Source organism: Pseudoxanthomonas mexicana, from assembly GCF_010093385.1.
In the GTDB taxonomy this organism is placed as follows: Bacteria; Pseudomonadota; Gammaproteobacteria; order Xanthomonadales; family Xanthomonadaceae; genus Pseudoxanthomonas_A; species Pseudoxanthomonas_A mexicana.
In genome coordinates this window covers 22,796-47,633 of record NZ_PDWV01000029.1, presented here as the reverse complement: position 1 = coordinate 47,633, position 24,838 = coordinate 22,796, and the positions used below count along the sequence as shown (strand labels likewise).

Below are 24,838 nucleotides of genomic sequence, written 5' to 3'. Positions count from 1 at the left end.
CACATGCACGTACTACGTCATTCTCATTTTGTCACGCCAGCTCCCCTCATTAGCATCACTCGTAAGATCGTCCACAGCGTCGGATGTGTATACGAGACAGTTATACACATTTCTTCAACATTTGGGTATAGCCTGCTTCCATGGAGAAGCAGGTTATACCCAAATGTTGACGAAATGTGTATAACGCGCGAGGGATTTCGCCGGAAGCGCGCAGGCCGCGCGCTTCCGGCCGGCCGGGTCAATCCCCGAAGTGCGCGTCGTCCATCGCCATCAGGGTGTCTGCGCCGGATTCGATGGCGGCCGCGTGCGCCAGGGTACGCGGCAGGATGCGTGCGAAGTAGAACCGCGCGGTCTCGCGCTTGGCCTGCTTGAACGCGTTCCCATGCGCCGACGCCTGCGCCGCGGCCACGCTGCGTGCCCACCAGTAGGCCAGCACCACGTAGCCGGAATAGAACAGGTAGTCGGTGCTCGCGGCGCCGATCTCCTCCGGGTTCGTCGCGGCACGTTCCAGCACCTTCTTCGTCAGTCCCGCCCACTCGGCGGCCTTCTGCTGCAGCGGATCGATGAACTCGCGCAGCGTGGCGTCGTCCTTGTGCTGCTGGGCGAACGCATGCACCTCGGCGAGGAACAGCTTCAGGCCTGCCGCCTGCGTGGACGCCGTCTTGCGGCCCATCAGGTCCAGCGCCTGGATGCCGGTGGTGCCTTCGTACAGGGTGGTGATGCGCGCGTCGCGTGCCAGCTGTTCCATGCCGTGCTCATGGATGTAGCCGTGGCCGCCGAAGCACTGCAGCGCGTGATAGGTGTTCTCGATGCCCCATTCGGTCTGGCAGGCCTTCGAGATCGGGGTGAGGAAGCTGACCAGTGTGTCGGCGCGCTCGCGCTCGGCCGGATCTTCGGCATGGTTGGCCACGTCGATCAGGCTGCCGGCATGCAGGGCGAGCAGGCGGCTGCCTTCGATCAGCGACTTCATCGTCAGCAGCATGCGGCGCACGTCGGGATGCACGATGATGGGGTCGGCCGGCTTGTCGGGGAACTTCGGACCGCTCAGCGAACGCGTCTGCAGGCGCTCGCGCGCATAGCGCAGCGCATTCTGGTAAGCGCGTTCGCTCAGGCCGATACCCTGAAGGCCGACGCCGAGGCGTGCGGTGTTCATCATGGTGAACATCGCCTGCAGCCCCTTGTGCGGCTGGCCCACCAGATAGCCCTGCGCGCCGTCGAAATTCATCACGCAGGTGACCGACGCCTTGATGCCCATCTTGTGCTCGATCGAGCCGCAGGCCAGCGCATTGCGTTCGCCGACCGTACCGTCGCGCGCCACCTTGAATTTCGGGGTGACGAACAGCGAGATGCCCTTCGCGCCGGGCGGCGCATCCGGCAGCTTGGCCAGCACCAGGTGCACGATGTTGTCGGTCAGGTCGTGCTCGCCGGCGGTGATGAAGATCTTGGTGCCTGTGATGGCGTAGCTGCCGTCCGCATTCGGTTCGGCCTTGGTCTTCAGCAGGCCCAGATCGGTACCGCAATGCGGTTCGGTCAGACACATGGTGCCGGTCCAGCGGCCCTCGACCAGCGGCTTCAGGAAGACCTCCTGCTGCCACGCCTCGCCGTGGTGCTTGAGCGCCTCCACCGCGCCGTGCGACAGCAGCGGGAAGTTGCCCCACGCCAGGTTGCTGGCGTTGACCATCTCGTTGAGCGGCACCCCCATGGTGTGCGGCAGGCCCTGCCCACCGAAGTCGGGCGAGGCCGTCAGGCCCGTCCAGCCGCCTTCCACGAACTGGGCGTACGCCGTCTTGAAGCCTGGTGGGGTCGTCACTTCGCCGGTGGCCTTGTCCAGCGTGCTGCCGATCTCGTCGCCGACGCTGTTGAGCGGGGCGAGCACGGTTTCGGAGAAGCGGGCGGCTTCGTCCAGGACCGCATCGAGGATGTCGCGGGTGGCATCGGGATAGCCCAGGCGCTGGAACAGCGGCTCGACGCCCAGCACGTCGTACAGGGCGAAGCGGAGGTCGGAGAGGGGGGCTTTGTAGGACGCGCTCATGCAGGGTCTCGGGAAGTCGGGCAGAGGGGTGCCGCTCAGCGCAGCACGCCGTCCAGGCCGGGGACGGGATTGAGGGTGTTGCGGGTGTCGATATCGAAGCTGCGGACCTTGGCGTCCTCGGGCGTCGCCTCGGCGCTGCCCGTCAGGGTGTACGGCAGGCCACGCCGTCCGGCCAGCGCGTCGGCGACCACGATGCGCGCCGCACTGGCGGGCGCGAACGGCACCGTCACGACGTCGGCCGATTCCGGCCCGACCGACAGGCCGGGCGTGGCCTGGAGCGTCCCGGCGGCCTGGTCGCCCACCCGGACCTCCACCTTCACGGTGTCGAAGCGCATCGGGATGCTGCTGTAGTTCTGCAGGCGCAGTTCGACCATCCACTGGCCATCCGCCTTCACCGTGAGTTGCTGCACGCTCACGGCGGGATCCGAGACGCGCCGGACCATGCCGCTGCCGCAGCCGGCCAGCAGGACCGAGGTCGCCATCAGTACCAGCAGGGAAATACGCCGCATCATGCCGCTGCTCCATGGGGAAAGCGGCAGGATACTACGGCGTATGGCGCCCCGGATGACACTTCGGGACGCAGCCGGGCGAATCAGTCGTGTTGCGTTGCGTCAGACCGCCATACGAAGGTCGCCACGCTGCGTGCCGGCAACGTGTAGGCGAACCGGCGCTCGCCATGCGCCACGCTGAAGCGGCGGGGCTGGATGGCGGAGTTGCTCACCAGCAGGACCAGTGAACCGTCATCGGCATTGCGGAAAGCGACGTTGTCCAGATCGTCGGTCGGCCCGCTCGAGGCGATCCGGTGGGCGCCGGGGCGCACGAAGCGGCTGGCGTGCGCCAGTGCGTAGTACTCGTCCGTGCGGGTGATGTCCCCCGTACGCGAGTCGATGGTCACCACGCCGCGGCAGGTGTGGCATCCGCCGGCATAGGGGCCATTGTTCTCGTCCAGCGCCAGATTCCAGAACAGGGCACCGCGCGCCCAGTGGCGCATGCTGCGGATGATGATGTTCTTCATCTGCAGGGGCAGTCCGCCACTGCGCACCGGTTCCCAGTCGCCGCCGGAACACTCGGTCATGTAGGCGTCCTTGTCGGGAAAGGCGTCGTGCACGGGCGACTGCGCCGCCACGTCGCCGCCGTAGCAGTGCCAAGCCACGGCATCCACGTAATTGCCGGCGACCGGGTCGGAGAGCACGCCCATCGGTTCTTCCGGTTTGTCCCAGTTGTGGTCCCAGTCGAAGATCAGGGGGCCGCTGCCGCGCCGGGCGATCATCGGGCCCAGGTGGTCGCCGATCAGCCGCGCGCGCGCAGGTGCGTTCAGGCGCATGCCGGGATAGTCCTTCGGCTCGTAGTCCGGCTCGTTCTGCACGGTCAGCGCGAAGATGGGTATGCCTTCGGCGGCATACTCATCCACGTACCTCAGCAGGTAGCGGGAAAAGGCATCGTAGTACTGCGGCAGCAGGCGCCCCTGGATCAGGCTGTTGCTGTCCTTCATCCAGCCCGGCGCGCTCCACGGCGAGGCCATGATCTTCAGTTGCGGGTTGATGGCCAGCATGGCGCGCGCGACAGGAATGACGTCGCCGCGGTTCTGGTCGATGCTGAAGTGCTTCAGGTCGGGATCCGGCGTGCCGTCCGGCGTGTCGTTGAGGCTGTAATGGTGGCGCGAGAAGTCGGACGCGCCGATGGTCAGACGCGAAAAACTCAAGCCCAGGCCGTTCCCCTCGCGGCCGAACAACTCTTCCAGCAGGGCATCGCGCTGGCGCGCGTCCAGCGTGTGCTGGATCAGCCAGGCGGACGAATCTGTCAGCGAAGCGCCGAAGCCGACGATCTCCTGGAAGCGCTGCGTGTCGTCGACCACGATCTGCGGCCGCGCGGACGCCCGTCCGGCGAAACGCGCCGGGGCCGAAGGCGCCAGTGCGCGGGTGCGGTCGGCGGTGGTGATCCATACCGACACTTCGGCGGGAGCGGGCTGCTCGGCGGCCCGCGGCGCACCTGCCCATGCCATCAGGACGAGGCTGGCGAGCAGGGGATGAAAGCGGCCGGAAAAAGGTCGGGTCATGCGGGAGTCCTTGGTTCTGAGGATGTCGTGGCTGCGCCGCGAATCCCTCCCGGAATCCGCGCAAAGCGTTTGCTGCAGTGCAGCGACGATTTCTCTGTGAGGTGGCGCGCATCAAGCAAATTCAATCCTGTGCGCTCCGACGGTACGGGGATGTTACGAATTTGTTGACAGTGCATTGGAGCTTCGATATGACAGCGCTGTCAACCACGGTCGGAGAGGGACCATATGCACCAAACAAACCCCGCTGCGGGCATGAGCCCGCGCGCGCATCGTCATGCCCTGCGCAAGCAACAACTGGCCATGGCGTGCTGCCTGGCGCTCGCATTCCCGCTGGCCGCGCAGGCCCAGCAGGCGGAGGCCGCGCCCGCCGAGCAGAGCGTCGAGACGCTGGACACCGTCCGCGTCACCGGCATCCGCGCCGCCATCGCGACCGCGGTCGAGACCAAGAACGAATCCACGTCGATCGTGGAAGTGGTATCTGCCGAAGACATCGGCAAGCTGCCGGACATCAGCATCGCCGACTCCATTTCTCGCCTGCCCGGCCTGACCATGCAGCGCGTGGATGGACGCGCCCAGGTGATCCACATCCGCGGCATGTCCGAGCAGTTCGGCGGCACGCTGCTCAATGGCCGCGAGCAGGTCAGCACCGGCGGCAGTCGCGGCGTGGAGCTGGACCAGTACCCGGCCGAACTGATCAACGGCGTCACCGTCTACAAGACGCCGGATGCTTCGCTGGTGGGGCAGGGACTCTCCGGTACCGTCGACATGCAGTCGATCCGTCCGCTGGATTTCGACGGCCGCCGGATCACTTTCAGTGGGCAGGGCGAGTACAACTCGCTGGGCAAGCTGATCGACGGCAGCAGCGACAAGGGTTACCGCGCCAGTGCGTCGTACGTTGACCAGTTCGCCAACGACACCATCGGCTTCGCCATCGGCGTGGCCCGCATGGATTCGCCCTTCCAGGAGCAGCAGGAAAAAGCATGGTGGTGGGGCAATCCCGACACCTGGGGCGCTCCCCAGGCGGGCAAGCCCGCCGACGCGGTGGCGCGGCAGGCGGGCGAAGCTTCGCTGAAGTCGCGCGACATCACCCGTGACGGCGTCATGGCGGTGTTCGAGTTCAAGCCCAGCGACACGTTCCACAGCATCCTCGATGTCTACCACTCCACATTCGATCAGGACGAAGTGGAAAACAGCATCATGTGGAACAACGACCCGTGGTGGAGGGACGCGGGTGGCAATCCGGTGACCTACACCAACGTCGGCACGACGACGGTGGGCGGAGTTCCGGTGGTCACCAGCGGAACGCTCAACAATGTCGGCGCGTTGAACATGCTCAATGAAGTCAACACGCGCGAAGACAAGTTGTTCTCGGCGGGTTGGGCGAACACCATCAAGTGGGGTGACATCTACACCCTCAAGACCGATCTGAGCTACTCCCGCGCGGAGAGCACGCGCTCGACACTGGAACTGCAATCCGCGTTCGGCACGCCGCGGACCATCGACTTCAACCTGCAGACCGGCAAGGGTTTCAACAGCTTCAACATCCCGGGACTGGACGATCCCACCCAGATCTACCTGGGCATGGATGCGATGGGCTGGGGACGTGACGGCAGAACGGACGTGGCGTCGACCGAGGATACGTTGAAGTCGGGGCGGATCGAGCTTAACCGTCTCGTCGAGTCGTCGGACTTCCTGCGCAGTTACGACGTGGGCGTCAACGTCACGCGCCGGAACAAGGACCGCGATTACGTGGCCTACTACGTCGACCTGAAGAACGGCCGCACGCCGATCCGGATGGACGCCGTGCCGCATGGTCACGCATCGATGGATTTCATCGGTCTGGGCAACGTGATCAACTTCAATGCCAGGGACCTGCTCGGTCGTTTCTACGATCTGCGCTACGAAGCCAGCGAAAATGACCTGATGAAGAACTACGGCATCGAGGAGGACATCAAGACCTTCTATGCCAAGGCGAACATCGACCTGGACATGACCGACACGATCCGTCTGCGCGGCAATGTCGGCGTGCAGTACGTCCGCTCCGAGCAGAGTTCCACCGGTCCGACCGTGGCGCGCGATGCGTCGAATGACTGGGTGATCGCGGGCGGACAGACCATCGGAGCCTCCTACGGCGACATCCTGCCCAGCATGAATCTGTCGGCCGACTTCGGTGATGGTCTGCTGCTGCGCTTCGCTGCGGCGAAAACGCTGATGCGCGGCCCCATCGAGCAGATGGGCGCGTACACCACGGCCGGTGTCGATGTCACCACGCGCGAATGGAGCGGAAGTGGTGGCAACCCGAAGCTGGAGCCTTATCGCGCAACGGCGTATGACATCTCCCTGGAGAAGTACTTCGGCCCCACCACCTACGCGGCCCTGGCCGTGTTCTACAAGAGCCTCGAAACCTACATCTACACGCAGAACGTGCGCTGGGATTTCACCGGGTACGACGATCTGGGAATCACGCCGATCTCCAACTGGGGCAATTTCAGCACGCCCGTCAATGGCAGCGGCGGCTACATGCGCGGCGCGGAACTCAGTGGGGCGATTGGCGGCGACATGATCCATCCTTCGCTGGACGGCTTCGGCTTGCTGCTCAATGCGTCCTACACCGAGTCGTCCATTGATCCCGATGGTCCGGGCGGTTCCAGCACCGATACCCTGCCAGGCCTGTCGAAGGTCGTCGCCAATGCCACCGTGTACTATGAAAAGCATGGTTTCTCGGCGCGGATCAGCCAGCGTTATCGCGATGAGTACCGTGGCGAGTACGCCTCGCTGTTCGGGGACAGGATCTACCAGAACACCATGGCCGAAAGCACCATGGACCTCCAGGTGGGCTACGACTTCCCCGAGACGAGCAAGCTTTCCGGCCTGTCCGTGCTGCTGCAGGTCAACAATGTGACCAACGAGCCCTATCGCACGGAAACCACGGCGGGCGGTATCGACCAGACGATCTTCCTGCCGTCGGAATACAAGGAGTACGGCCGCCAGTACCTGCTGGGCTTCCGCTACAAGCTGTGATCGCACACAACGTGTGAGTGCCGCAGTACCTGACGGGATGCGGGGGCATGCCCCCGCATCCCGTCGGCCATTCCGGCGCCGCGCAGGTCCTGCCGCGGACCGCGTGCGCGCCGCCAACACCGAGGGAGATGCGAGTGAAGTCAATCCGAATGACCCTGCTGGGGGCCAGCCTACTGGCCTGCCTGTCGTGTACCGGCCAGAAGGATGCCGAAACCCCGCCTGTCGCCGCCGCGGATGCCTCCGCCGAACTGAAGGACTGGCCGGCACTGGAAAGCCGGTTCGCGAAGGACCCGGCCATCGAGGCCCGCGTGGCCGAAATCCTGGCCAGCATGACGCTGGAGCAGAAAGTCGGTCAGATGGTGCAGCCGGAGATCAAGTCGATCACGCCGGAGGAAGTGCGCCAGTACTACATCGGCTCGGTGCTGAACGGTGGCGGTTCCTGGCCGGCAAAGAACAAGCACGCCAGCGTGCAGGATTGGGTCGCGCTGGCCGATGCCTACTACGACGCCTCGATGGGCACGGATGCGAAGATCCCGGTGCCGGTGATCTGGGGCACCGACGCCGTGCACGGACACAGCAACGTCTACGGCGCCACCATTTTCCCGCATAACATCGGCCTGGGCGCCGCGCATGACGTCGAACTGATCGAGCGCATCGCCGAAGCGACCGGCCAGTCCACGCGCGCCACCGGCGTGACCTGGACGTTCGCGCCGACCGTCGCGGTCGCGCAGAACGCGCGCTGGGGACGCACCTACGAGAGCTATTCCTCCCAGCCCGCGCTGATCCGCGAATACGCGGCCGCCTACGTCAAGGGCATGCAGGGGCTGCTGGACAAGGACGGCAACGTGGTCGCCACCGCCAAGCATTTCATCGGCGACGGCGCCACCGACGGCGGCAAGGACCAGGGCAATGCGCTGGTCACGCAGGCGCAGATGATCAACGTGCACGGGCAGGGGTACTACGGTGCCATCGAGGCCGGCGTGCAGACGGTGATGGCCTCGTTCAACAGCTGGAACGACATCGCCGCCGGCAAGGACTACGGCAAGATGCACGGCTCCCGCGACCTGCTGACCGTGGCCCTGAAGGAGAAAATGGGCTTCGACGGTTTCGTGGTGTCCGACTGGAACGGCATCGGCCAGGTGACCGGTTGCAAGGACGACAGCTGCCCGCAGGCGATCAACGCCGGCATCGACATGGTGATGGTGCCGGATGCATGGAAGTCCTCATCGCCAACACCATTGCCCAGGTGAAGTCCGGCGAAATCCCGCAGGCCCGCATCGACGACGCCGTCACCCGCATCCTGCGCGTGAAGCTGCGCGCACGCCTGTGGGAGCACAAGCCGTCCGCCAGCCAGTTCGCCGGCAAGCCCGAGTCGCTGGTGCATCGCGACCTGGCCCGCCGTGCCGTGCGTGAGTCGCTGGTACTGCTGAAGAACGATGGCGCCCCCCTGCCGCTGAAGAAGGGCCAGCGTGTGTTGCTGGTGGGCAAGAGCGCGGACAGCATCTCCCACCAGACCGGTGGCTGGTCGCTGACCTGGCAGGGCACCGACAACACCAATGCCGACTTCCCCAACGCCGACAGCATCGCCGCCGGGCTGCGCGAGCAGCTGGGCGAGGCCAATGTCATCCTGCGCGACAGCGCGGAGGGCGTGGACCCGGCCAGTTACGACGTCGTCGGCGCGGCCATCGGCGAAACGCCGTATGCCGAGACCAACGGCGACATCGTGCCGTCCGACACGATGGCCCACAGCCGTCGTCACCCCGAAGACCTGGCCGTGCTGAAGGCTGCGGCGGTCACGGGCAAGCCGGTGGTGACGGTGTTCCTGTCCGGCCGCGCGCTGTACGCGAACGATCTGCTCAACCTGTCCAGCAGCTTCGTCGCGGCGTGGCTGCCGGGCACGGAAGGCAAGGGCATCACCGACGTGCTCGTGGCGGGTGCGGACGGCAAGCCGGCGCACGACTTCCGCGGCAAGCTGACGTTCCCGTGGCCCGCGGTGGCCTGTCCGAACGCCGACAGCACGCCGCAGTTCGCGCTGGACAGCGGCCTGCGTTACGGCGACACCAAGCCGGTCGGCACGCTGCCCGAAGACGCGACGGCGAGCTGCGGTGAGGCCACCGCGCTGGGCATCTTCAAGCAGTCCGACATCGCGCCCTTCACCCTGCAGATGGAAGCTGGCGGCGCGACCCAGGCCGTGGGCAACGACATGAACGCCACCCAGCGCTGGCCGCAGGCCAAGCCCGCGCTGCAGGTGGCCACCGTGCAGGTCAACACGCAGCAGGATGCCAAGGAAGTGACCTGGCTGGCGCCCGCGCGCTTCTTCGCCCGCAACCCGTCGAAGAACAACCTGGCCGCGATGGCGACGGCGCGGGGCGTGGTGCAGTTCGACGTGGTGGTCAAGCAGGCGCCGGCCAAGCCGGTGCAGTTCACCCTGGGGTGCGGCGCGGCGTGCGGCGCGAGCCTGGACCTGACCGCGACCTTCTCCGGCGACGCCGTCGGCAGGAAGCAGACCGTCAAGGTGCCGCTGGCCTGTTTCGGCAAGCTGGGCGCCGACCTGACCGGCGTGGATACGCCTTTCAGCATCACCGCCGATGCGCCGTTCGCCGCGGCCTTCACCGACATCCGGGTGGTGGCCGGCGCGGCCGATGGCGCCGACGTGGTGAAGTGCGCGCAGTAAGGCCATTCGCGCAGCGTCCCGCGATGTCGTCGCGGGGCGCTGCCGCAGTGCAAGTTGCAATCGCGCGGCGGCTACGTAGGCTGGCCGTTCCGTCCGGATACCTTACCAGTAGGCATACCAATACATGACCACCCAAACCACCCGATGGTCGCAGTTCGGCGTGCTGATCACCGTGTTCTTCTTCTGGGGCTTCGTTGCGGCCAGCAACGACATCCTGATCCCGGTGTTCAAGAAAGCCTTCAACCTGACGCAGGCACAAAGCCAGTACGTGGCCGTCGCGTTCTACGTGGCCTACACCGTAGGCTCGCTGATTTACGTGGCGATATCCAAGGTCATGGGCCTGGATCTGCTCAACCGCATCGGCTACAAGAACGGCATCTGCCTGGGCCTGGTGATCTCCGCGCTGGGCACGTTGCTGTTCTATCCCGCAGCCAACACCGGTTCCTTCAACTTGATGCTGTCCGGCCTGTTCATCGTGGGCCTAGGCTTCTCGCTGCAGCAGATCGCGGCCAATCCGCTGGCCATCGTCATCGGTGACCCCAAGACCGGCGCGCAGCGGCTGACGCTGGCCGGTGGCATCAACAACTTCGGCACCACCATCGGCCCGCTGCTGGTCAGCGTGGCGATCTTCGGCAGCGTGCTGTCGGGCGGCACCGAAGCCAGCATCGAGAGCGTCAAGACGCCTTACCTGGTGCTGGGCGTGGCCTTCATCCTGGTGGCGATCTTCCTGAAGTTCTCCTCGGTGCCCAACCACATCGACCTGGAGAAGCTGTCCGAATCCGAAGCACAGGACAGCAGCAAGCTGATCCACGGGAAATCGGCGCTGGGCTACCCGCAGCTGGTGCTGGGCATGATCGCCATCTTCGTCTATGTCGGCGTGGAAGTGTCCACCATCAGCAACCTGCCGGCGTACCTGGAGTCGCCGGAAGGCCTGGGCCTGGAGACGTCGCAGATCGCACCGTTCGTGTCGCTGTACTGGGCCAGCCTGATGATCGGCCGCTGGGGCGGCGCGGCGGGCGCGTTCAACGTGGGCGCCGGTGCCAAGCGCTGGCTGACGCTGCTGCTGCCCTACGTGGCGTTCGGCGTGTTCCTGGCCGTCAACGCCATCATGAAGCACGAGGTCTCGCAGTTCTTCGGCTATGCCGCCGTCATCGTGCTGATGATCCTGGCCACGCTGGCGAGCAAGGGCAATCCGGCGCGGATGCTGCTGTACTTCGCCGCCTGCGGCATCGCGGCGCTGCTGATCGGCATGTTCACCACCGGCTGGACCAGCGTGGTGGCCTTCATCAGCGTGGGCCTGTTCTGCAGCACCATGTGGCCATGCATTTTCGCCCTGGCCATCACCGGCCTGGGCGACAAGACCAACCAGGGCAGCAGCCTGCTGATCATGATGATCATGGGCGGCGGCCTGGTCAGCCTTGCGCAGGGCCTGCTGGCCGACAAGGTCGGCGTGCATTTCAGTTTCATCGTCGGCGTGGCGTGCTTCGCGTACCTGGCGTTCTACGCCATCGCGGCCACCCGCACGCTGCGCAACCAGGGCATCGACCTGGACAAGCTCGCGGCCGGCAGCGGCCACTGAGTGCGGTGCGCGCCGGCGAGAGGCCGGCGTGCGACCCCAAGCCACCGGGCGACGCGCCAGCCCGGTGGCTTTTTTGTGTTTGGCCCTTGTATCCGGCGCGCAATGGCGCACCATCGGCGCCAGCGAACGGTCGGCGGGGGCGGACATGACGGCGGGAGAAGGACGCGGGGGAAAGGTGCGCCGCTGGGCACTGCGCGTGGCACTGGCGCTGGGCGTGTTGGGTGTCGGCACATGGGCGGTGTTCCAGCTGAGTCCCTGGCCCTCGGTGCTGCTGATCCGCTGGGTGTTCGACCGGGGCGCGGCGGAGGCCAGCGACGCGCTGCGCAAGCACCTGCCCGCGGGGTGACGGAACGCGCTGCAGTGCGTTACTACGCGACCGATCCCGACGCGCTGCTGGACGTGTATTACCCGCCGAACGTGCAGGGCGGCCACGAACGATTGACCACCGTGGTGTGGGTGCATGGCGGGGGTTTCATGTCCGGCCGGCGGCAGGACGTGGCCCACTACCTGAAGATCCTCGCCGCGCGCGGGTTCGTGGTGGCCAACGTGGACTACAGCATCGCCCCCGGCGCCACCTGGCCCACGCCCACGCGCCAGGTCAACGCGGCGCTGTCCTACCTGCAGGCGCACGCCGAGGCATTGAACATCGATGCCGACCGCATCGTGCTGGCAGGCGATTCGGCCGGCGCCCAGATCGCCGCCGAGCTGGCCAACGCCATCACCTCACCGGATCATGCGCGCCGCATCGGCATCACGCCTGCGCTGGCGCCGCGGCAGCTCGCCGGTACGCTGCTGTTCTGCGGGCCTTACGATGCCGGCCTGGTGCAATGGGACAGCCCGTTCGCCGGCTTCATGCGGACCGTCCTGTGGTCCTACATGGGACGAAAGGATTTTCTCGACGATCCGCGACTGGACACCTTTTCCGTGGCGCGTCATGTCACGCCCGCGTTCCCGCCCGCTTTCATCAGCGCCGGCAATGCCGATCCGCTGGAGCCGCATTCGCATGTGATGGCCGCGGCGCTGCAGAAGCAGGGCGTGCGCGTGGACGCGTTGTTCTTTCCCAGGGATCACGCGCCGCCGCTGCCGCACGAATACCAGTTCAACCTGGACAGCGAGGCCGGACGGCAGGCGATGGAGCGCAGCGTGGCGTTTCTGCACGGCCTGCGCGAGGGAGGTGCGGTGCCGCCGCCACCGACGGTCGACCGATCAGACGGCCAAGGCGAGTGACGGGGCGTCCGCCTCGCGCGCCTGCGCTGCCGAGGCGACGGTGCGCTGTCGGTCCACGTGCCGGCAGAGCATCCCGGCGCGCTGGCGGGCCCATTGCGTGGCCCAGCCGATCGCGCGCTCTTCGCAACGCACGGCCATTTCGAACGGCGCGATGTCGCCGGCCTCCACCAGCACGCGCAGCACCAGCCCCGCATTGAGGGGCCTGACCTCGGCGATGGCGACATCGTCCAGACGCAGTTCGCAGCCTTCGGGGGTGCGGTGCCAGACGAAGCGTTCGGGGAGTGCGTGCGGGGCGTTCTTCATCACGATGTCCATGGCGGGCTCCGGAAAGCGGCTGTGCAGACCTTGCGGCACCGCGCGTGCAGGCTGCGTCAAGCGATCCGCGATGACGGCCGCATCCGGTGCGGTATTCAGCCGCAGGTGAACGACGTGGGGAAGGCGTGACGGATGGGACATGGCGATGGCCGGTGCCAGGGCAAGACTCGCGCGTCCCATCCGGAGTAATGCCATGCCGCTGCGCTCGACCTGCCTGCTGCTGTCGCTTGCCGCCCTGCCTGCCTTCGCGCAGGACGCCCCCACGCGCGAGCATTTCGCCCGTCCCGGGCATGAAGCCGCCTATCACGACTGGCACTACACGCCGGTGGTGAAGGTGGGCCAGATGGTCATCGTGTCGGGCATTCCCGCCGCCGGGCCCGGGACCTACGAAGAGAAGGTGCGGCGCATGTTCGTGGCGCTGGGCAAGGACCTGGCGCAGGCGGGTGCGACGTATGCGGACGTGGTGGAGCTGACCACGTTCCACACGGGGCCGACCGATGCGGCGGGGTTCCAGGACGAGTTCGCGCGTTTCGCGCCGATCCACCACGAGTTCTTCCCCTCGCACTATCCGGCATGGAGCGCCGTGGGCACGTCGGCCTTGCTGTCGCCGGGCGCGGTGGTGGAACTGCGGGCGGTGGCGATGATCGGTTCGGGTCGTGCGCCGAAGGCGGATATTCCGAAGCCGGACGCGCCGAAGCCGTAAGTGCGCAGTGCCGGTGGCGTCCGGCCACGGGCTCCAGCGCCCTCTGTTCGACACGGTCGATCAGGGGCGAACAGCGCTCGATCAGGGCGACGATCTCGGGCCGGTGCAGCGCGCCGCGCTGGTCGTCGATGCTGCGCCAGAACTCGGTGACGAAGACGCCATGCGGTTCGCCGGGTACCAGGCTGATGATGTACTCCAGGCAGCCGGGCGTCTGGCAGGCGACGGTGGCCACTTCGCCCAGCACGTCGATGAATGCGTCCCGCGCGCCTTCCTGCACCTTGATGAAGGTGGCCAGGCCGTAGCGGTAGGACACGGATGTCGGGGGAGTATCCGGGTACATGGGGCCGAGTCTTGCCGGTGAGGCCCCCAGTGTCGTGGGTCGTAAGTCACGGTCGGGTCAAGGCAGGCTGCATGCCGCGGGAGTCAACGGCATGTCGTTTCCCCTGCATGTCTGCCTCCGATGGCCGCGAGGAGTGGCGGGGAGATGTCTACCGAACCCGCGGCGATTCAGAACATCGGTCGCCGCGGGGGCCGGGGCGCTCCTAGAAGCGCGTGCCCGGCGGAAGGTAGCGCCACTGGCCCACCGGCACCTTCGCCAAGGCGATGCGGCCGATCCGGAGGCGGCGGATCGACACCACCTCCAGCCCGCCTTCGCGGCAGCGGTGGCGCAGCTCGCCGGGTTGCACGTTCTTGATGGCGAACCGCAACCGCACCTCGTTCTGCCAACTGACCTTGCACGGCGCCAGGCCGCGGCCCTGATAGGTGGCCGCGTGGCCAATGCGGCTGAGCGTGTACGGCCCGCGTTCACCGCGGACTTCCACCAGGAACTCCTGCTCGATCTGTGCATAGTCCTCGCTCAGGCGGCGCCACACGCGCCCGTCCTGGCTGAGCACCATCAGGCCGCTGGCCTCGGTATCCAGCGGCACGAGCGCGGTAAGGCGGTGCAGGTGGCGTTTCAACGGGCGCACACCGCTGTCGTCGCCAGCCATGTGCGTGGCCGGCGTCGCCAGCGCAGCCGCGTCTTGCCACGTGATGCCTTCGGGCTTGTGCAGCAGCAGCGTGGCGGGCTCGGCGGCGCCGAGTTCGGCCGCCGGATCGATCTCCACCCGCTCGTCGGTGACGGGGTGCTGCTGCGCTTCGACCGTTTCGCCATCCACCGTGACCCAGCCACCTTCGATGTACTGCTCGGCTTCGCTGCGTGAGCAACCGGTCAGTTCTGCAACGCGCTTGGCAAGGCGGATGGGCTCGGACATGGGGACCGGAGGGCTCGGCAGGCGGAGAGGGTCGCGCCGCGCGGCGCCGCAAGAGGCGAGGGTGGCGACGGATACGCAAAAGGCCTGCATCGCTGCAGGCCTTCCGGATTCGATATGGTGGCCCGGGGCGGATTCGAACCACCGACACGCGGATTTTCAATCCGCTGCTCTACCAACTGAGCTACCAGGCCAGGATCTGTCGCAGGACGGCCGAGCCGGTGCGAAGGCCGCAGATGATACGGATCGGCGCGGGGGATGGCAAGCCGCACCCGGGCTGAACGTGGCGCCGGCCGCCGCGCGCCACCTGTCCACCACCGGCGCATCATCTGCGCTGTCGAAAGCCCCACCGGAAAGACAGGAGTCCGCCCCATGAAGCGCCTGATCCCCCTGGCCCTGCTGGCCGCCACCCTGCTGGCGGGCTGCGCCACTGGCCCCAAGCTGAGCACCACCGAAAAGCTGGCCCTCTACCGCGATCACGCCGGCGAACCCGTCAAGGATTTCCGCTACTTCGGCACCCTCAACGGCTGGAGCCCCCTGGGCGACGCCGCCCTGGCCGTCTGGACCAAGCCCAGCGAAGCCTATCTGCTGGAACTGAGTGGCCGCTGCCCGGACCTGGAGTACGCCATGGCCATCAGCATCACCCAGTTCGGCAACCGCGTGTCGGCGCGCTTCGACGACGTGCTGCCGCTGGGCGCCGGCACTTCCAGCATCAAGATCCCCTGCCGCATCCAGACCATCCGCCCCCTCGACGTGAAGGCCTTGCGGGCGAGCGAGAAGGAACTGCGCGAGGCGTCGGCCGTGGAGCGCGAAACAAAGTCCTGAAGCGCCGCCATGCACCCTACGGCGTGGGCACGTAGCCCGCCGGCTTCTCCGCGCCGCCGCCGAACAGGAACTTCTCCAGTTCCGTCTCCAGGAAGGCGCGGTGCTTGGGATCGCGCGGCGACAGCCGGTTCTCGTTGATCAACATGGTCTGGTGCGCCAGCCATGCCGCCCAGGCGGGCTTGCCGACGTTGGCGAAGATGCGCTTGCCCAGCTCGCCGGGGTAAGGCACGAAATCCAGCCCTTCCGTTTCGCGTTGTTCGTACTGGCAGAAGACGGTGCGGGCCATCGGTCAATTTCCTAGCAGTTTGCGGATGGGCGCCGGCAGGCCCAGCGTGGCGAGTTCGCCGCGCGCGACCCAGCGCAGAGCTTGGCCCGTACTGGATACGGGGCCGTCATTGTCGCGCACCCGCTCGCGCAGGGCGACCTTGCGCAGCCGCAGCGGCTGAAGGTACAGGCGGTAGTGGCTGAAGGTGTGCACCACCACCGGCAGCGTCTCGGCCGCGTCGTAGTCGCCCTTCGCCTCCCGCGCGAACCAGTCGCGCATGTCCGCATCGGTATCGGCCTGCGGCAGTGTCCACAGCGAGGCCCAGATGCCGGTTTCGGGGCGCCGTTGCAGCAGGATGTCGCCGGCGGGATTCTCCAGCCACAGCGCGGTGGCCTCGCGCTCGGGCAGCTGCTTCGACGGCTTCGACGTGGGCAGCGCGTCGACCAGGCCTTCACGGCGCGCCACGCAGTCGTCCTGCAGCGGGCATACCGCGCATGCCGGCCTGGCGCGCGTGCACAGGGTGGCGCCGAAATCCATCTGCGCCTGCGTGTAGTCGGCCTGGCGGCCGTCGGGTACGTCGCGCAGGTGCTGTTCCGCCAGCGCCCACAGCTGCTTTTCCACCGCCGGTAACCCGGGCCATCCCGCAATGCCATGAAAGCGGGCCAGCACGCGCTTGACGTTGCCGTCGAGGATGGCGAACCGGTCGTTCCAGGCCTGCGACAGGATCGCGCCGGCGGTGCTGCGACCGATCCCCGGCAGCGCGTGCAAGGCCTCGATGTCGCGCGGCAGCTCGCCGCCGTGCCCGTTCACGCAGGCTTTCGCGGCCGCGTGTAGGTTGCGCGCTCGGGCGTAGTAGCCCAGCCCGGCCCAATGCGCCATCACGTCGTCGGTGGAGGCCGCGGCGAGATCAGGCAGGGTGGGAAAGCGTTCGATGAAACGCAGGAAGTACGGAATGACCGTTGCCACCTGCGTCTGCTGCAGCATGATTTCCGACAGCCATACGCGATACGGCGTGCGCGGATGCTGCCAGGGCAGGTCGTGGCGACCGTGGCGGTCGAACCAGGCCAGCAGGCGGGCGCTGAAGGCGATGCGGTCGGAGATCATCCAGAAATGCATCCGTAGGAGCCGCCCATGGCCGCGATGCCCCTGCTCGATCGGAAGGGGAAAGCATCGCGGCCATGGGCCGCTCCTACAAAGGATGTGGCGATGTCAGCCGCCACCCAGCGCTTCCGGCAGCAATGCATCGACGAACGCTTCGGCATCGAACACGCGCAGGTCTTCCACGCGTTCGCCGATGCCGGCATAGCGGATGGGAATGCCGAACTCGCGCGCCAGCGCGAACACCACGCCGCCCTTCGCCGTACCGTCGAGCTTGGTGACCACCAGGCCGGTGACGCCGACGGCGGCGTGGAACTGGCGCAGCTGGGAGAGCGCGTTCTGCCCGGTGGTGCCGTCGATGACCATCAGCACCTCGTGCGGCGCGGTGTCGTCGATCTTGCCCAGCACGCGGCGGATCTTGCCCAGTTCGTTCATCAGGCCGGTCTGCGTGTGCAGGCGGCCCGCGGTGTCGGCGATCAGCACGTCGAAGCCGCGCGACCTGGCGGACTGCAATGCGTCGAACGCGACCGACGCGGCATCCGCATCCTGGCCCTGCGCGACCACGGGCACGCCGTTGCGTTCGCCCCAGGTCTGCAGCTGGGCGACGGCCGCTGCGCGGAAGGTGTCGCCAGCGGCCAGCATCAGGCTGTGACCATCCTGCTTGAAGCGGCGCGCCAGCTTGCCGATGGTGGTGGTCTTGCCCACGCCATTGACGCCGACGGTGAGCACGACGAAGGGCTTGCGCGAAGCATCGATCACCAGTGGCTTGGCCACTGGCGCGATCAGCGCGATCAGGTCGGTGCGCAGGGCCTTCAGGAGCGCCTGCGCATCGGCGAACTCGCGTTCCTTCATCCGCTTGCGCAGGTTCTCGATGATCGCCGTGGTGGCGGGTACGCCCACGTCGGCGGTCAGCAGTGCGGTTTCGATCTCGTCCAGCAGGTCGTCGTCCAGGCGCGGATTGCGCGTGAACAGGCCGGCCAGCCCCAGCGCGGCGCTGGTGCGGCGCAGGCGGTCGCGCCAGCCGGACTTGCCCGCGGCGGCGGCGGGAACCGAATCGGCGGACTCCCGGTCTTCGGCCGGCATAGCAGGCGTGACGGGCGAGGCCATCGGGGCGGCCTCGACGCTGGCCACCGCCGATGCAGGCGCCGGTGCCTCCGCCGCCCGGTCGGAAGCGGGGTTCGTGTCCGCCGGCAGCGCTTCGCCCGGTGCGCGCGGGAAGGCGGCGGCGAGTTCCTCGGTACTGGGGCGGGTCTGGGCGGCGTCCGGGCCGTCCTGGGGCTTCTTGCGGCGGAAAAAACCGATCATTTCAGGGGGGATCTCGAAGAGGGCGACATGCTACCACCGGCCTGTCGGCGGACCGTGGACGCCGGGCTAAAGTGGGGCCGGCGGTGGCCGATATCGAGGCTGCAAACCCTCTGGAGTCATTGCATGACCCCCATCGCCGGCATCGCCACCTCCGGCCTGCGCGCCGCCGCGCTGGGCATGCAGGCCGCGGCCCACCACATCGCCAACCTGGCCACGCCGGACGCCGCGCGGCAGACGGTGGGGCTGTCGGCCGGCCCGACGGGGGGCGTTTCGGCGGCCGTGGGCGGGGCGCCCCCCGAACCGGCCCCGCCGCTCGAGGACGTGGCCGCCCCGCAGACCTACAAGGCGATGGCCGGCGCCAACGTGTTCGTGCTGAAGGTCGCGGACCAGACGCTGGGCAGTTTGCTGGATGTAAGCGCGTAACGCCGGCATCCATGTGAGCTCTCCCTCTCCGCGTTTACGGGGAAAGGTTGCCCGAAGGCGGGTGAGGGGCGGACGGAGCCGGGATGCGGCAATAACCGATGTCCCTGTCGAGTGACACGCCTCTTCAGCGCACGAAACGTCTCACTTCCCGCCTCTCCGTTCGCCCCTCATCCGCCCTTCGGGCACCTTCTCCCCGCATGCGGGGAGAAGGGGTCCTTCAGGCCGACAATTCCAGCAGCAGCGCATTGAGCCGCTTCACGTAGCCGGCCGGGTCCTTGAGGCTCTCGCCTGCGGCGAGCGCGGCCTGGTCGAACAGCACGCGGGTCAGGCTGTTGAAGCGGTTGGCGTCGCTCTCGGCGTCCAGCCGGGCGATCAGCGGGTGGTCGGGGTTGAACTCGAACACCGGCTTGCTCTCCGGCACCTGCTGGCCGCTGGCCTCCAGCAACTGGCGCATCTGCACGCCCAGGTCGCCCTGGCCCATGGCCAGGATGGCGGGCGAATCGGTCAGGCGGTGGGAGACGCGCACGTCCGCCACGTCCAGGCCCAGCACCGTCTTCAGGCGTTCCACCAGCGCTTCCTTGGCCTTGGCGGTTTCCTCGTGGGCCTTCTTCTCGTCCTCGCTGTCCAGCGCGCCCAGGTCCAGGTCGCCGCGGGCGACGTCGGCGAAGGACTTGCCGTCGAACTCGCTCAGGTAACCCATCATCCACTCGTCGATGCGGTCGGTGAGCAGCAGCACCTCGATGCCCTTCTTGCGGAAGATCTCCAGGTGCGGGCTGTCCTTCACCTGCACGTACGCATCGCCGGTGAGGTAGTAGATCCGGTCCTGGCCTTCCTTCATGCGTGCCACGTAGTCGGCCAGCGCCACGCTGGGTTCGCCCGAGGCGTCGTGGGTGGAGGCGAACCGCAGCAGTCCGGCGATCTTCTCGCGGTTGCCGTAGTCCTCGGCCGGGCCTTCCTTCCGCACCTGGCCGAAATTCGTCCAGAACGCCTTGTAGTCCTCCGGCTTGTCCTTGCTCAGCTTCTCCAGCATGTCGAGCGCGCGCTTGGTCAGCGCCGAGCGCATCGAGTCGACCACCGGGCCGGACTGCAGGATCTCGCGCGAGACGTTGAGCGAGAGGTCCGACGAGTCCACCACGCCGCGCAGGAAACGCAGGTACAGCGGCAGGAACTGTTCGGCCTGGTCCATGATGAAGACGCGCTGCACGTACAGCTTCAGGCCCTTGGCGCCGTCGCGGTGGTACAGGTCGAACGGCGCGCGGCCGGGCACGTACAGCAGCGAGGTGTACTCCAGCTTGCCTTCGACCTTGTTGTGGCTCCACGCCACCGGGTCGGTGAAGTCGTGGGCGATGTGCTTGTAGAACTCGGTGTACTCCTCGTCCTTGATCTCCGCCTTGGGTCGCGTCCACAGCGCGCTGGCCTTGTTGACGGCCTCCCATTCGGGCGCGGCGGGCTTGTCCTCGCCGTAGCGCTCCTTCGGCATCTCGATGGGCAGGCCGACGTGGTCGGAGTACTTCTTGATGATGCCGCGCAGCTTCCAGCCGTCGGCGAAGCCTTCCGCGCCTTCCTTCAGGTGCAGCACGATGCGGGTGCCGCGCTCCGCCTTGTCGACCGTGGCCACCTCGAAATCACCTTCGCCCGCGCTGGACCAGTGCACGCCCTCGCTGGCGGGCAGGCCGGCGCGACGGCTGAACACGTCCACGCGGTCGGCCACGATGAAGGCGCTGTAGAAGCCCACGCCGAACTGGCCGATCAGGTTGGCGTCCTTCTTCTGGTCGCCGCTGAGGGCGCGCAGGAACTCGCCCGTGCCGGACTTGGCGATGGTGCCCAGGTGCGCGACGGCCTCGTCGCGGCTCATGCCGATGCCGTTGTCGTCGATGGTGATCGTGCGCGCGTCGGCGTCGAAGCCGATGCGGATGCGCAGGCTGGGGTCTTCCTCCAGCAGCTTCGGGTCCTTCAGCGCCTCGAACCGCAGCTTGTCGGCGGCATCGGCGGCGTTGGAGACCAGCTCGCGCAGGAAGATCTCCTTGTTCGAGTACAGCGAGTGGATCATCAGCTGCAGCAGCTGCTTCACTTCGGCCTGGAAGCCCAGTGTTTCCTTGCGGGTTTCGGTGGTCATCGTGGTCGTGCTCCGTGGATCGGTTGCGGGCCGCAGGCTGCGGCCGATGGGGTCCGGTGTATGGGCCGGGTCCGGCTTTCTCAACCGTGCGCGCTGTGCGGGGACGTATCATGGGGAACTCCCATCACCGTCGTGCCGATGATCCGCACCTGGCCGTTTCCGCGCCGCGCGGAAACGGCCAGGTGCGGATCATCGGTGGCCGCTGGCGGGGCACGAAGCTGGCGGTGCCCGATCGTCCCGGCCTGCGCCCCAGCAGCGACCGCGTGCGCGAGACCCTGTTCAACTGGCTGATGCCGGTGCTGCCGGGCGCGCGGGTATTGGACCTGTTCGCCGGGACCGGCGCGCTGGGGCTGGAGGCCCTGTCCCGGGGAGCCGCACACGCCACCCTGGTGGAGCGCGACCCCGGCCTAGCGGCCGCGCTGCGCGACGCGTGCGTGCGCCTGGGCGCCCAGGCGACCGTGGTGGCGCAGGACGCGCTGGCGTGGCTGGCAGGACAGCAGGCGACCTTCGATCTGGTCTTCCTGGACCCGCCGTTCGCCGACGGACTGTGGGAACCGGCGCTGGCGGCGCTGCAGCCGCGCCTGGCGACGGATGCGTGGGTCTACGTGGAATCGCCGGCCGGAACGGTGCCACCCGCGCCCCCGGGCTGGGTCCTGCATCGCGAAGGCCAGACGCGCGACGTGCGCTACGCCCTGTATCGCGCCCCGGCCCCGCAGGGCGCTGGTACACTGCGCCACGACGATTCGCCGGCGACGACTGAATGACTGTGGCACGCAACCGGACGGCGGTGTATCCCGGCACGTTCGACCCCATCACCAACGGTCATATCGACCTGATCGACCGCGCCGCGCCGCTGTTCGAGCGGGTGATCATCGGCGTGGCCGAAAGCCCGGGCAAGGGCCCGGCGCTGCCGCTGGCCCAGCGCGTGGCGCTGGCGCGCGACGCGGTGGCCCGGCACCCCCACGTGGAGGTGCGCGGCTTCGACGGGCTGCTGGCCCATTTCGTGAAGGAGGTCGGCGGCGGCGTGCTGCTGCGCGGCCTGCGCGCCGTGTCCGACTTCGAGTACGAGTTTCAGCTGGCCAGCATGAACCGCCACCTGATTCCCGAGGTGGAAACGCTGTTCCTCACGCCCGCCGAGCAGTACGGCTTCATTTCCTCGTCGCTGGTGCGCGAGATCGCGCGCCTGGGCGGCGACGTGTCCGGTTTCGTGCCGCCGGCGGTGGTTGCCGCGCTCAAGGCACAATGGCAGTCACAGAAGGGCGTCTGAGCGCCCGCATTCCGACAACAGATCCAACAGGAGGGGGAACACCCATGAAGAACATCGCAACCCGCATGCTGCTGACCGCCTGCCTCGTGCTGCCGTTCGCGGCGTGCAAGAAGCAGGACGAAGCCCCGGCCGGGCCGGCCGAAGTCGCCCTGGTGGCGCCGACCACGACCGAAGACGGCCCGTGGAAGGAGTACCTGAGCAAGGTGGTCGACGCCAACATGGGCACGATCACCAACACCCCGTACGTCTACTACCTGCCGGCCGAGACCGATCCGGAGTTCGAGGCCAAGTACGGCCGCCAGCTGGAGCAGGCCAAGGGCGCGGTGGCGCGTGGCGTGACCAGCGGCAACCTGATCGCGTTCGGTTCGCCGTCCAGCGTCAAGATCGCGGACCTGGCCGTGGCCGCGTTCGCCGGCGTGGAAGCCGACACCTTCAAGGGTGTGCGCATCCTGTTCATCGGCAAGGCCGAGGACAGCGAGCGCGTGAAGACCGCGGTGGCGCCGAGCGGCGCCGAATACGTGTTCGTCGAAGCCAAGTGACCTTTCCGCGCGTGGCCGCCCATGGGCGGCCACGCCTTGGCCGGTAGGTCATCCCCGCTTTCGCGGGAATGACGGAAAAAGATGTCCCTCAAGATCAACGAGCTCTGCGTCAATTGCGATGTCTGCGAGCCGGCCTGTCCCAACCAGGCCATCTCGATGGGCGAGACGATCTACGTGATCGATCCGGCGCGCTGCACCGAATGCGTCGGCCATCATGACGAACCGCAATGTGTCGTCGTGTGCCCGGTGGAGTGCATCGATCCCGATCCGGCGTATCCTGAGACCCACGAAGCACTGCTGGCGAAGATGCTGCGGCTGCAGGCCGGCTGATCCGCTCCGCTGGCGGTGTTCCGTCCCGGTTATCGTCCAGGAGAGATCGTGACCCAGCGCCATCTGTTCGCCCTGCTGTTGCTCGGCGCGTTCGTGCCCGCCGCACCGGCGGCCGACGCTGTCCGTCCGTCCGCCCCGGCGCATCCGCCCGGCGTCGCCATCGCCAGCGCGCACACGCTCGCCACGCAGGCGGGACTGGATGTCATCGCGCAGGGCGGCAACGCCTTCGACGCGGCCATCGCGGTGTCGTCCACCCTGTCGGTGGTGGAGCCGATCAGTTCCGGTCTGGGCGGCGGCGGATTCTTCCTGCTGCACGACGGCAAGACCGGCAAGGACGTCTTCATCGATGCGCGCGAGACCGCGCCTGCGGCTGCGACGCCGGACAAGTACCTGCTGCCGAATGGCGAGTTCAACCGCGATCGCGCCGAGAACGGCCCCTGGGCTGCCGGCATCCCCGGCCTGCCGGCCGCCTTCGTCCACCTGGCGGCGAAGTACGGCAGGTTGCCGTTGAAGACATCCCTGGCGCCCGCGATCCGTACTGCGCGCGAAGGCTTCCCCGTCTATGCACGCATGGCACGTGGCTACCAGGCGCGCCGCGAGGTGATGGAACGGTACAAGGGCACGCGCGCGGTCTTCCTCGCGAACGGACAGCCGATCAAGGAAGGCGACCTCTTCAGGCAGCCGGACCTGGCGCGCACGCTGGAACGCCTGGCCGCGCAGGGCTTCGACGGTTTCTACAAGGGCGAAACCGCGAAGCGCCTGTTGGCCGGCGTGAAGGCCGAGGGCGGGCAGTGGACCGCGAAGGAACTGGCCGGCTACACGGTACGCGAGCGTGAGCCGCTGACGTTCCAGTACAACGACTGGAAGGTGACCACCGCGCCGCCGCCGTCGTCCGGCGGCGTGGCGCTGACGCAGATGCTGCAGATCCTCGACGCCTACGACCTGTCGAAGCTCGACGAGGCGCAGCGCACGCACCTGATCGTCGAGTCGATGCGCCGCGCATTCCGCGATCGCACGTTCTATCTGGGCGATCCGGACTTCGTGCGGATCCCGATGAAGACGCTGACCAGCCCGTACTACGCGGCCGGCCTGCGCGCGACGATCAACCCGCAGAAGGCGACGCCCAGCGACCAGCTGTCGGGCCAGCAGACGCCGCTGGAGGACGAGGAAACCACCCACTTCTCCATCATCGACGCCGAGGGCAACCGCGTCGCCGGCACCCAGACCGTCAACCTGCTGTACGGCTCGGGCCTGATCCCGCCGGGCACGGGCGTGCTGCTGAACAACGAGATGGACGACTTCGCGCTGAAGCCCGGCACGCCGAACGCCTTCGGCGTGATGGGCTACGACGCCAATGCGCCCAAGCCCGGCAAGCGCATGCTCAGCTCGATGACGCCGACCTTCCTGGAGTCGCCGCAGAAGGTCGCCGTGCTGGGTACGCCGGGTGGCAGCCGCATCATCACCATGGTGCTGCTGGGCATCCTGGGCTACGACGCGGGGCTGGAGCCGCAGGCGGTCGCCGCGCTGCCGCGTTTCCACCACCAGTGGATGCCGGACCTGATCGAGATGGAGACCGACGCACTCAGCCCCGGCACGCAGCAGACGCTGGAGGCCATGGGCCACAGGTTCAAGGTGCCGGGCAACGCCGCACAGGGCGGTCGCGGTTCCAGCCATGTCTGGGGCAACCTGCAGACGGTGGAGTGGGACAAGGCCACCAACACCCTGATGGGTGGCAGCGACCCGCGCAATCCGGTCGGCGCCGCCAAGGTCGTCGAGTCGGCCCCGTCGCGCTGAGAGGCGTAGAATCCGGGCC

23 protein-coding genes, 1 tRNA gene and 1 pseudogene are annotated in these 24,838 nt (G+C 67.5%); 14 read left to right on the top strand and 11 right to left on the bottom strand.

Annotation, left to right across the window (positions count from 1 at the left end):
• Positions 1–238 precede the first annotated feature (238 nt).
• From CSC76_RS11645 to CSC76_RS11635, 3 genes are all read right to left on the bottom strand, one after another.
• On the bottom strand, positions 239–2,032 hold the full coding sequence (locus tag CSC76_RS11645) for an acyl-CoA dehydrogenase C-terminal domain-containing protein (protein ID WP_162110174.1): 1,794 nt from the start codon (positions 2,030–2,032) through the stop codon (positions 239–241).
• Positions 2,033–2,067: 35 nt separating this feature from the next.
• The gene (locus tag CSC76_RS11640) at positions 2,068–2,541 is read right to left on the bottom strand and encodes an LEA/WHy family protein (protein WP_202923523.1); all 474 of its coding nucleotides are present in this window, start codon (positions 2,539–2,541) and stop codon (positions 2,068–2,070) included.
• A gap of 83 nt (positions 2,542–2,624) precedes the next feature.
• Positions 2,625–4,088 (bottom strand): glycoside hydrolase family 30 protein, encoded by a 1,464-nt coding sequence (locus CSC76_RS11635; protein WP_162110172.1) that lies wholly within the window; start codon positions 4,086–4,088, stop codon positions 2,625–2,627.
• A gap of 252 nt (positions 4,089–4,340) precedes the next feature.
• On the opposite strand from CSC76_RS11635, the gene CSC76_RS11630 reads away from it, so the two are divergent.
• From CSC76_RS11630 to CSC76_RS11610, 6 genes are all read left to right on the top strand, one after another.
• A complete protein-coding gene (locus CSC76_RS11630; protein ID WP_162110171.1) occupies positions 4,341–7,109 on the top strand; it encodes a TonB-dependent receptor in 2,769 nt (922 codons plus the stop codon).
• A gap of 134 nt (positions 7,110–7,243) precedes the next feature.
• Positions 7,244–8,359 (top strand): glycoside hydrolase family 3 protein, encoded by a 1,116-nt coding sequence (locus tag CSC76_RS19065; protein ID WP_238394949.1) that lies wholly within the window; start codon positions 7,244–7,246, stop codon positions 8,357–8,359.
• Positions 8,323–9,783 carry a putative glycoside hydrolase gene (locus tag CSC76_RS19060; RefSeq protein ID WP_238394948.1) on the top strand — a complete coding sequence of 487 codons (1,461 nt, stop codon included), beginning with the start codon at positions 8,323–8,325 and terminating at the stop codon, positions 9,781–9,783. The genes CSC76_RS19065 and CSC76_RS19060 overlap by 37 nt, the downstream gene beginning before the upstream one ends.
• Positions 9,784–9,907: 124 nt before the next feature.
• Complete coding sequence (locus CSC76_RS11620; protein ID WP_162110170.1) at positions 9,908–11,362, top strand: MFS transporter; 1,455 nt, start codon at positions 9,908–9,910, stop codon at positions 11,360–11,362.
• A 79-nt stretch (positions 11,363–11,441) separates the two neighbouring features.
• Positions 11,442–11,708, top strand: a complete 267-nt coding sequence (locus CSC76_RS11615) for a hypothetical protein (RefSeq protein ID WP_162110169.1) — start codon at positions 11,442–11,444, stop codon at positions 11,706–11,708.
• 14 nt (positions 11,709–11,722) lie between these two features.
• Complete coding sequence (locus CSC76_RS11610; RefSeq protein WP_162110168.1) at positions 11,723–12,589, top strand: alpha/beta hydrolase; 867 nt, start codon at positions 11,723–11,725, stop codon at positions 12,587–12,589.
• Here CSC76_RS11610 and CSC76_RS11605 read toward each other — a convergent pair.
• Positions 12,569–12,904: a hypothetical protein gene (locus tag CSC76_RS11605; RefSeq protein ID WP_162110167.1), complete on the bottom strand. Its 336-nt coding sequence runs from the start codon at positions 12,902–12,904 to the stop codon at positions 12,569–12,571. The two genes, CSC76_RS11610 and CSC76_RS11605, sit on opposite strands and share 21 nt — an antisense overlap.
• A 193-nt stretch (positions 12,905–13,097) precedes the next feature.
• Between CSC76_RS11605 and CSC76_RS11600 the strand changes: the two genes are divergently transcribed.
• Positions 13,098–13,607 (top strand): Rid family hydrolase, encoded by a 510-nt coding sequence (locus CSC76_RS11600; RefSeq protein WP_162110166.1) that lies wholly within the window; start codon positions 13,098–13,100, stop codon positions 13,605–13,607.
• Positions 13,608–13,698: 91 nt separating this feature from the next.
• Here CSC76_RS11600 and CSC76_RS19410 read toward each other — a convergent pair.
• From CSC76_RS19410 to CSC76_RS11585, 3 genes and pseudogenes are all read right to left on the bottom strand, one after another.
• Positions 13,699–13,947 (bottom strand): annotated as a pseudogene (locus tag CSC76_RS19410) (antibiotic biosynthesis monooxygenase family protein); the annotation flags it as partial.
• Between the two features lie 202 nt (positions 13,948–14,149).
• The gene (locus CSC76_RS11590; protein WP_162110165.1) at positions 14,150–14,860 is read right to left on the bottom strand and encodes an rRNA pseudouridine synthase; all 711 of its coding nucleotides are present in this window, start codon (positions 14,858–14,860) and stop codon (positions 14,150–14,152) included.
• Positions 14,861–14,975: 115 nt separating this feature from the next.
• Positions 14,976–15,051 (bottom strand) — tRNA-Phe (locus CSC76_RS11585).
• 178 nt (positions 15,052–15,229) lie between these two features.
• On the opposite strand from CSC76_RS11585, the gene CSC76_RS11580 reads away from it, so the two are divergent.
• Positions 15,230–15,682, top strand: coding sequence for a DUF6491 family protein (locus CSC76_RS11580; protein ID WP_162110164.1), 453 nt, complete (start codon positions 15,230–15,232; stop codon positions 15,680–15,682).
• 16 nt (positions 15,683–15,698) lie between these two features.
• On the opposite strand, the gene CSC76_RS11575 is transcribed toward CSC76_RS11580, so the two are convergent.
• From CSC76_RS11575 to ftsY, 3 genes are all read right to left on the bottom strand, one after another.
• Entirely contained in the window at positions 15,699–15,968 is a 270-nt protein-coding gene (locus CSC76_RS11575; protein WP_162110163.1) for an oxidative damage protection protein, read from the bottom strand.
• Between the two features lie 3 nt (positions 15,969–15,971).
• Positions 15,972–17,051 (bottom strand): A/G-specific adenine glycosylase, encoded by a 1,080-nt coding sequence (mutY, locus tag CSC76_RS11570; protein WP_162110162.1) that lies wholly within the window; start codon positions 17,049–17,051, stop codon positions 15,972–15,974.
• A 105-nt stretch (positions 17,052–17,156) separates the two neighbouring features.
• Positions 17,157–18,350: a signal recognition particle-docking protein FtsY gene (gene ftsY, locus CSC76_RS11565; RefSeq protein WP_162110161.1), complete on the bottom strand. Its 1,194-nt coding sequence runs from the start codon at positions 18,348–18,350 to the stop codon at positions 17,157–17,159.
• Between the two features lie 123 nt (positions 18,351–18,473).
• Between ftsY and CSC76_RS11560 the strand changes: the two genes are divergently transcribed.
• Positions 18,474–18,773 (top strand): hypothetical protein, encoded by a 300-nt coding sequence (locus tag CSC76_RS11560; RefSeq protein ID WP_162110160.1) that lies wholly within the window; start codon positions 18,474–18,476, stop codon positions 18,771–18,773.
• Positions 18,774–18,990: 217 nt separating this feature from the next.
• On the opposite strand, the gene htpG is transcribed toward CSC76_RS11560, so the two are convergent.
• On the bottom strand, positions 18,991–20,889 hold the full coding sequence (gene htpG / locus CSC76_RS11555) for a molecular chaperone HtpG (RefSeq protein WP_162110159.1): 1,899 nt from the start codon (positions 20,887–20,889) through the stop codon (positions 18,991–18,993).
• 110 nt (positions 20,890–20,999) lie between these two features.
• Between htpG and rsmD the strand changes: the two genes are divergently transcribed.
• The 5 genes from rsmD to ggt all read left to right on the top strand — a co-directional run bounded on the left by rsmD (position 21,000) and on the right by ggt (position 24,819).
• Entirely contained in the window at positions 21,000–21,653 is a 654-nt protein-coding gene (rsmD, locus tag CSC76_RS11550) for a 16S rRNA (guanine(966)-N(2))-methyltransferase RsmD (RefSeq protein WP_162110158.1), read from the top strand.
• Positions 21,650–22,156 (top strand): pantetheine-phosphate adenylyltransferase, encoded by a 507-nt coding sequence (gene coaD, locus CSC76_RS11545; RefSeq protein WP_162110157.1) that lies wholly within the window; start codon positions 21,650–21,652, stop codon positions 22,154–22,156. The genes rsmD and coaD overlap by 4 nt, the downstream gene beginning before the upstream one ends.
• Positions 22,157–22,200: 44 nt before the next feature.
• A complete protein-coding gene (locus tag CSC76_RS11540) occupies positions 22,201–22,695 on the top strand; it encodes a hypothetical protein (protein ID WP_162110156.1) in 495 nt (164 codons plus the stop codon).
• Positions 22,696–22,776: 81 nt separating this feature from the next.
• Positions 22,777–23,025, top strand: coding sequence for a YfhL family 4Fe-4S dicluster ferredoxin (locus CSC76_RS11535; RefSeq protein WP_055940809.1), 249 nt, complete (start codon positions 22,777–22,779; stop codon positions 23,023–23,025).
• Positions 23,026–23,073: 48 nt separating this feature from the next.
• Complete coding sequence (gene ggt / locus CSC76_RS11530; RefSeq protein WP_425500863.1) at positions 23,074–24,819, top strand: gamma-glutamyltransferase; 1,746 nt, start codon at positions 23,074–23,076, stop codon at positions 24,817–24,819.
• The last annotated feature ends 19 nt before the right edge of the window (positions 24,820–24,838 follow it).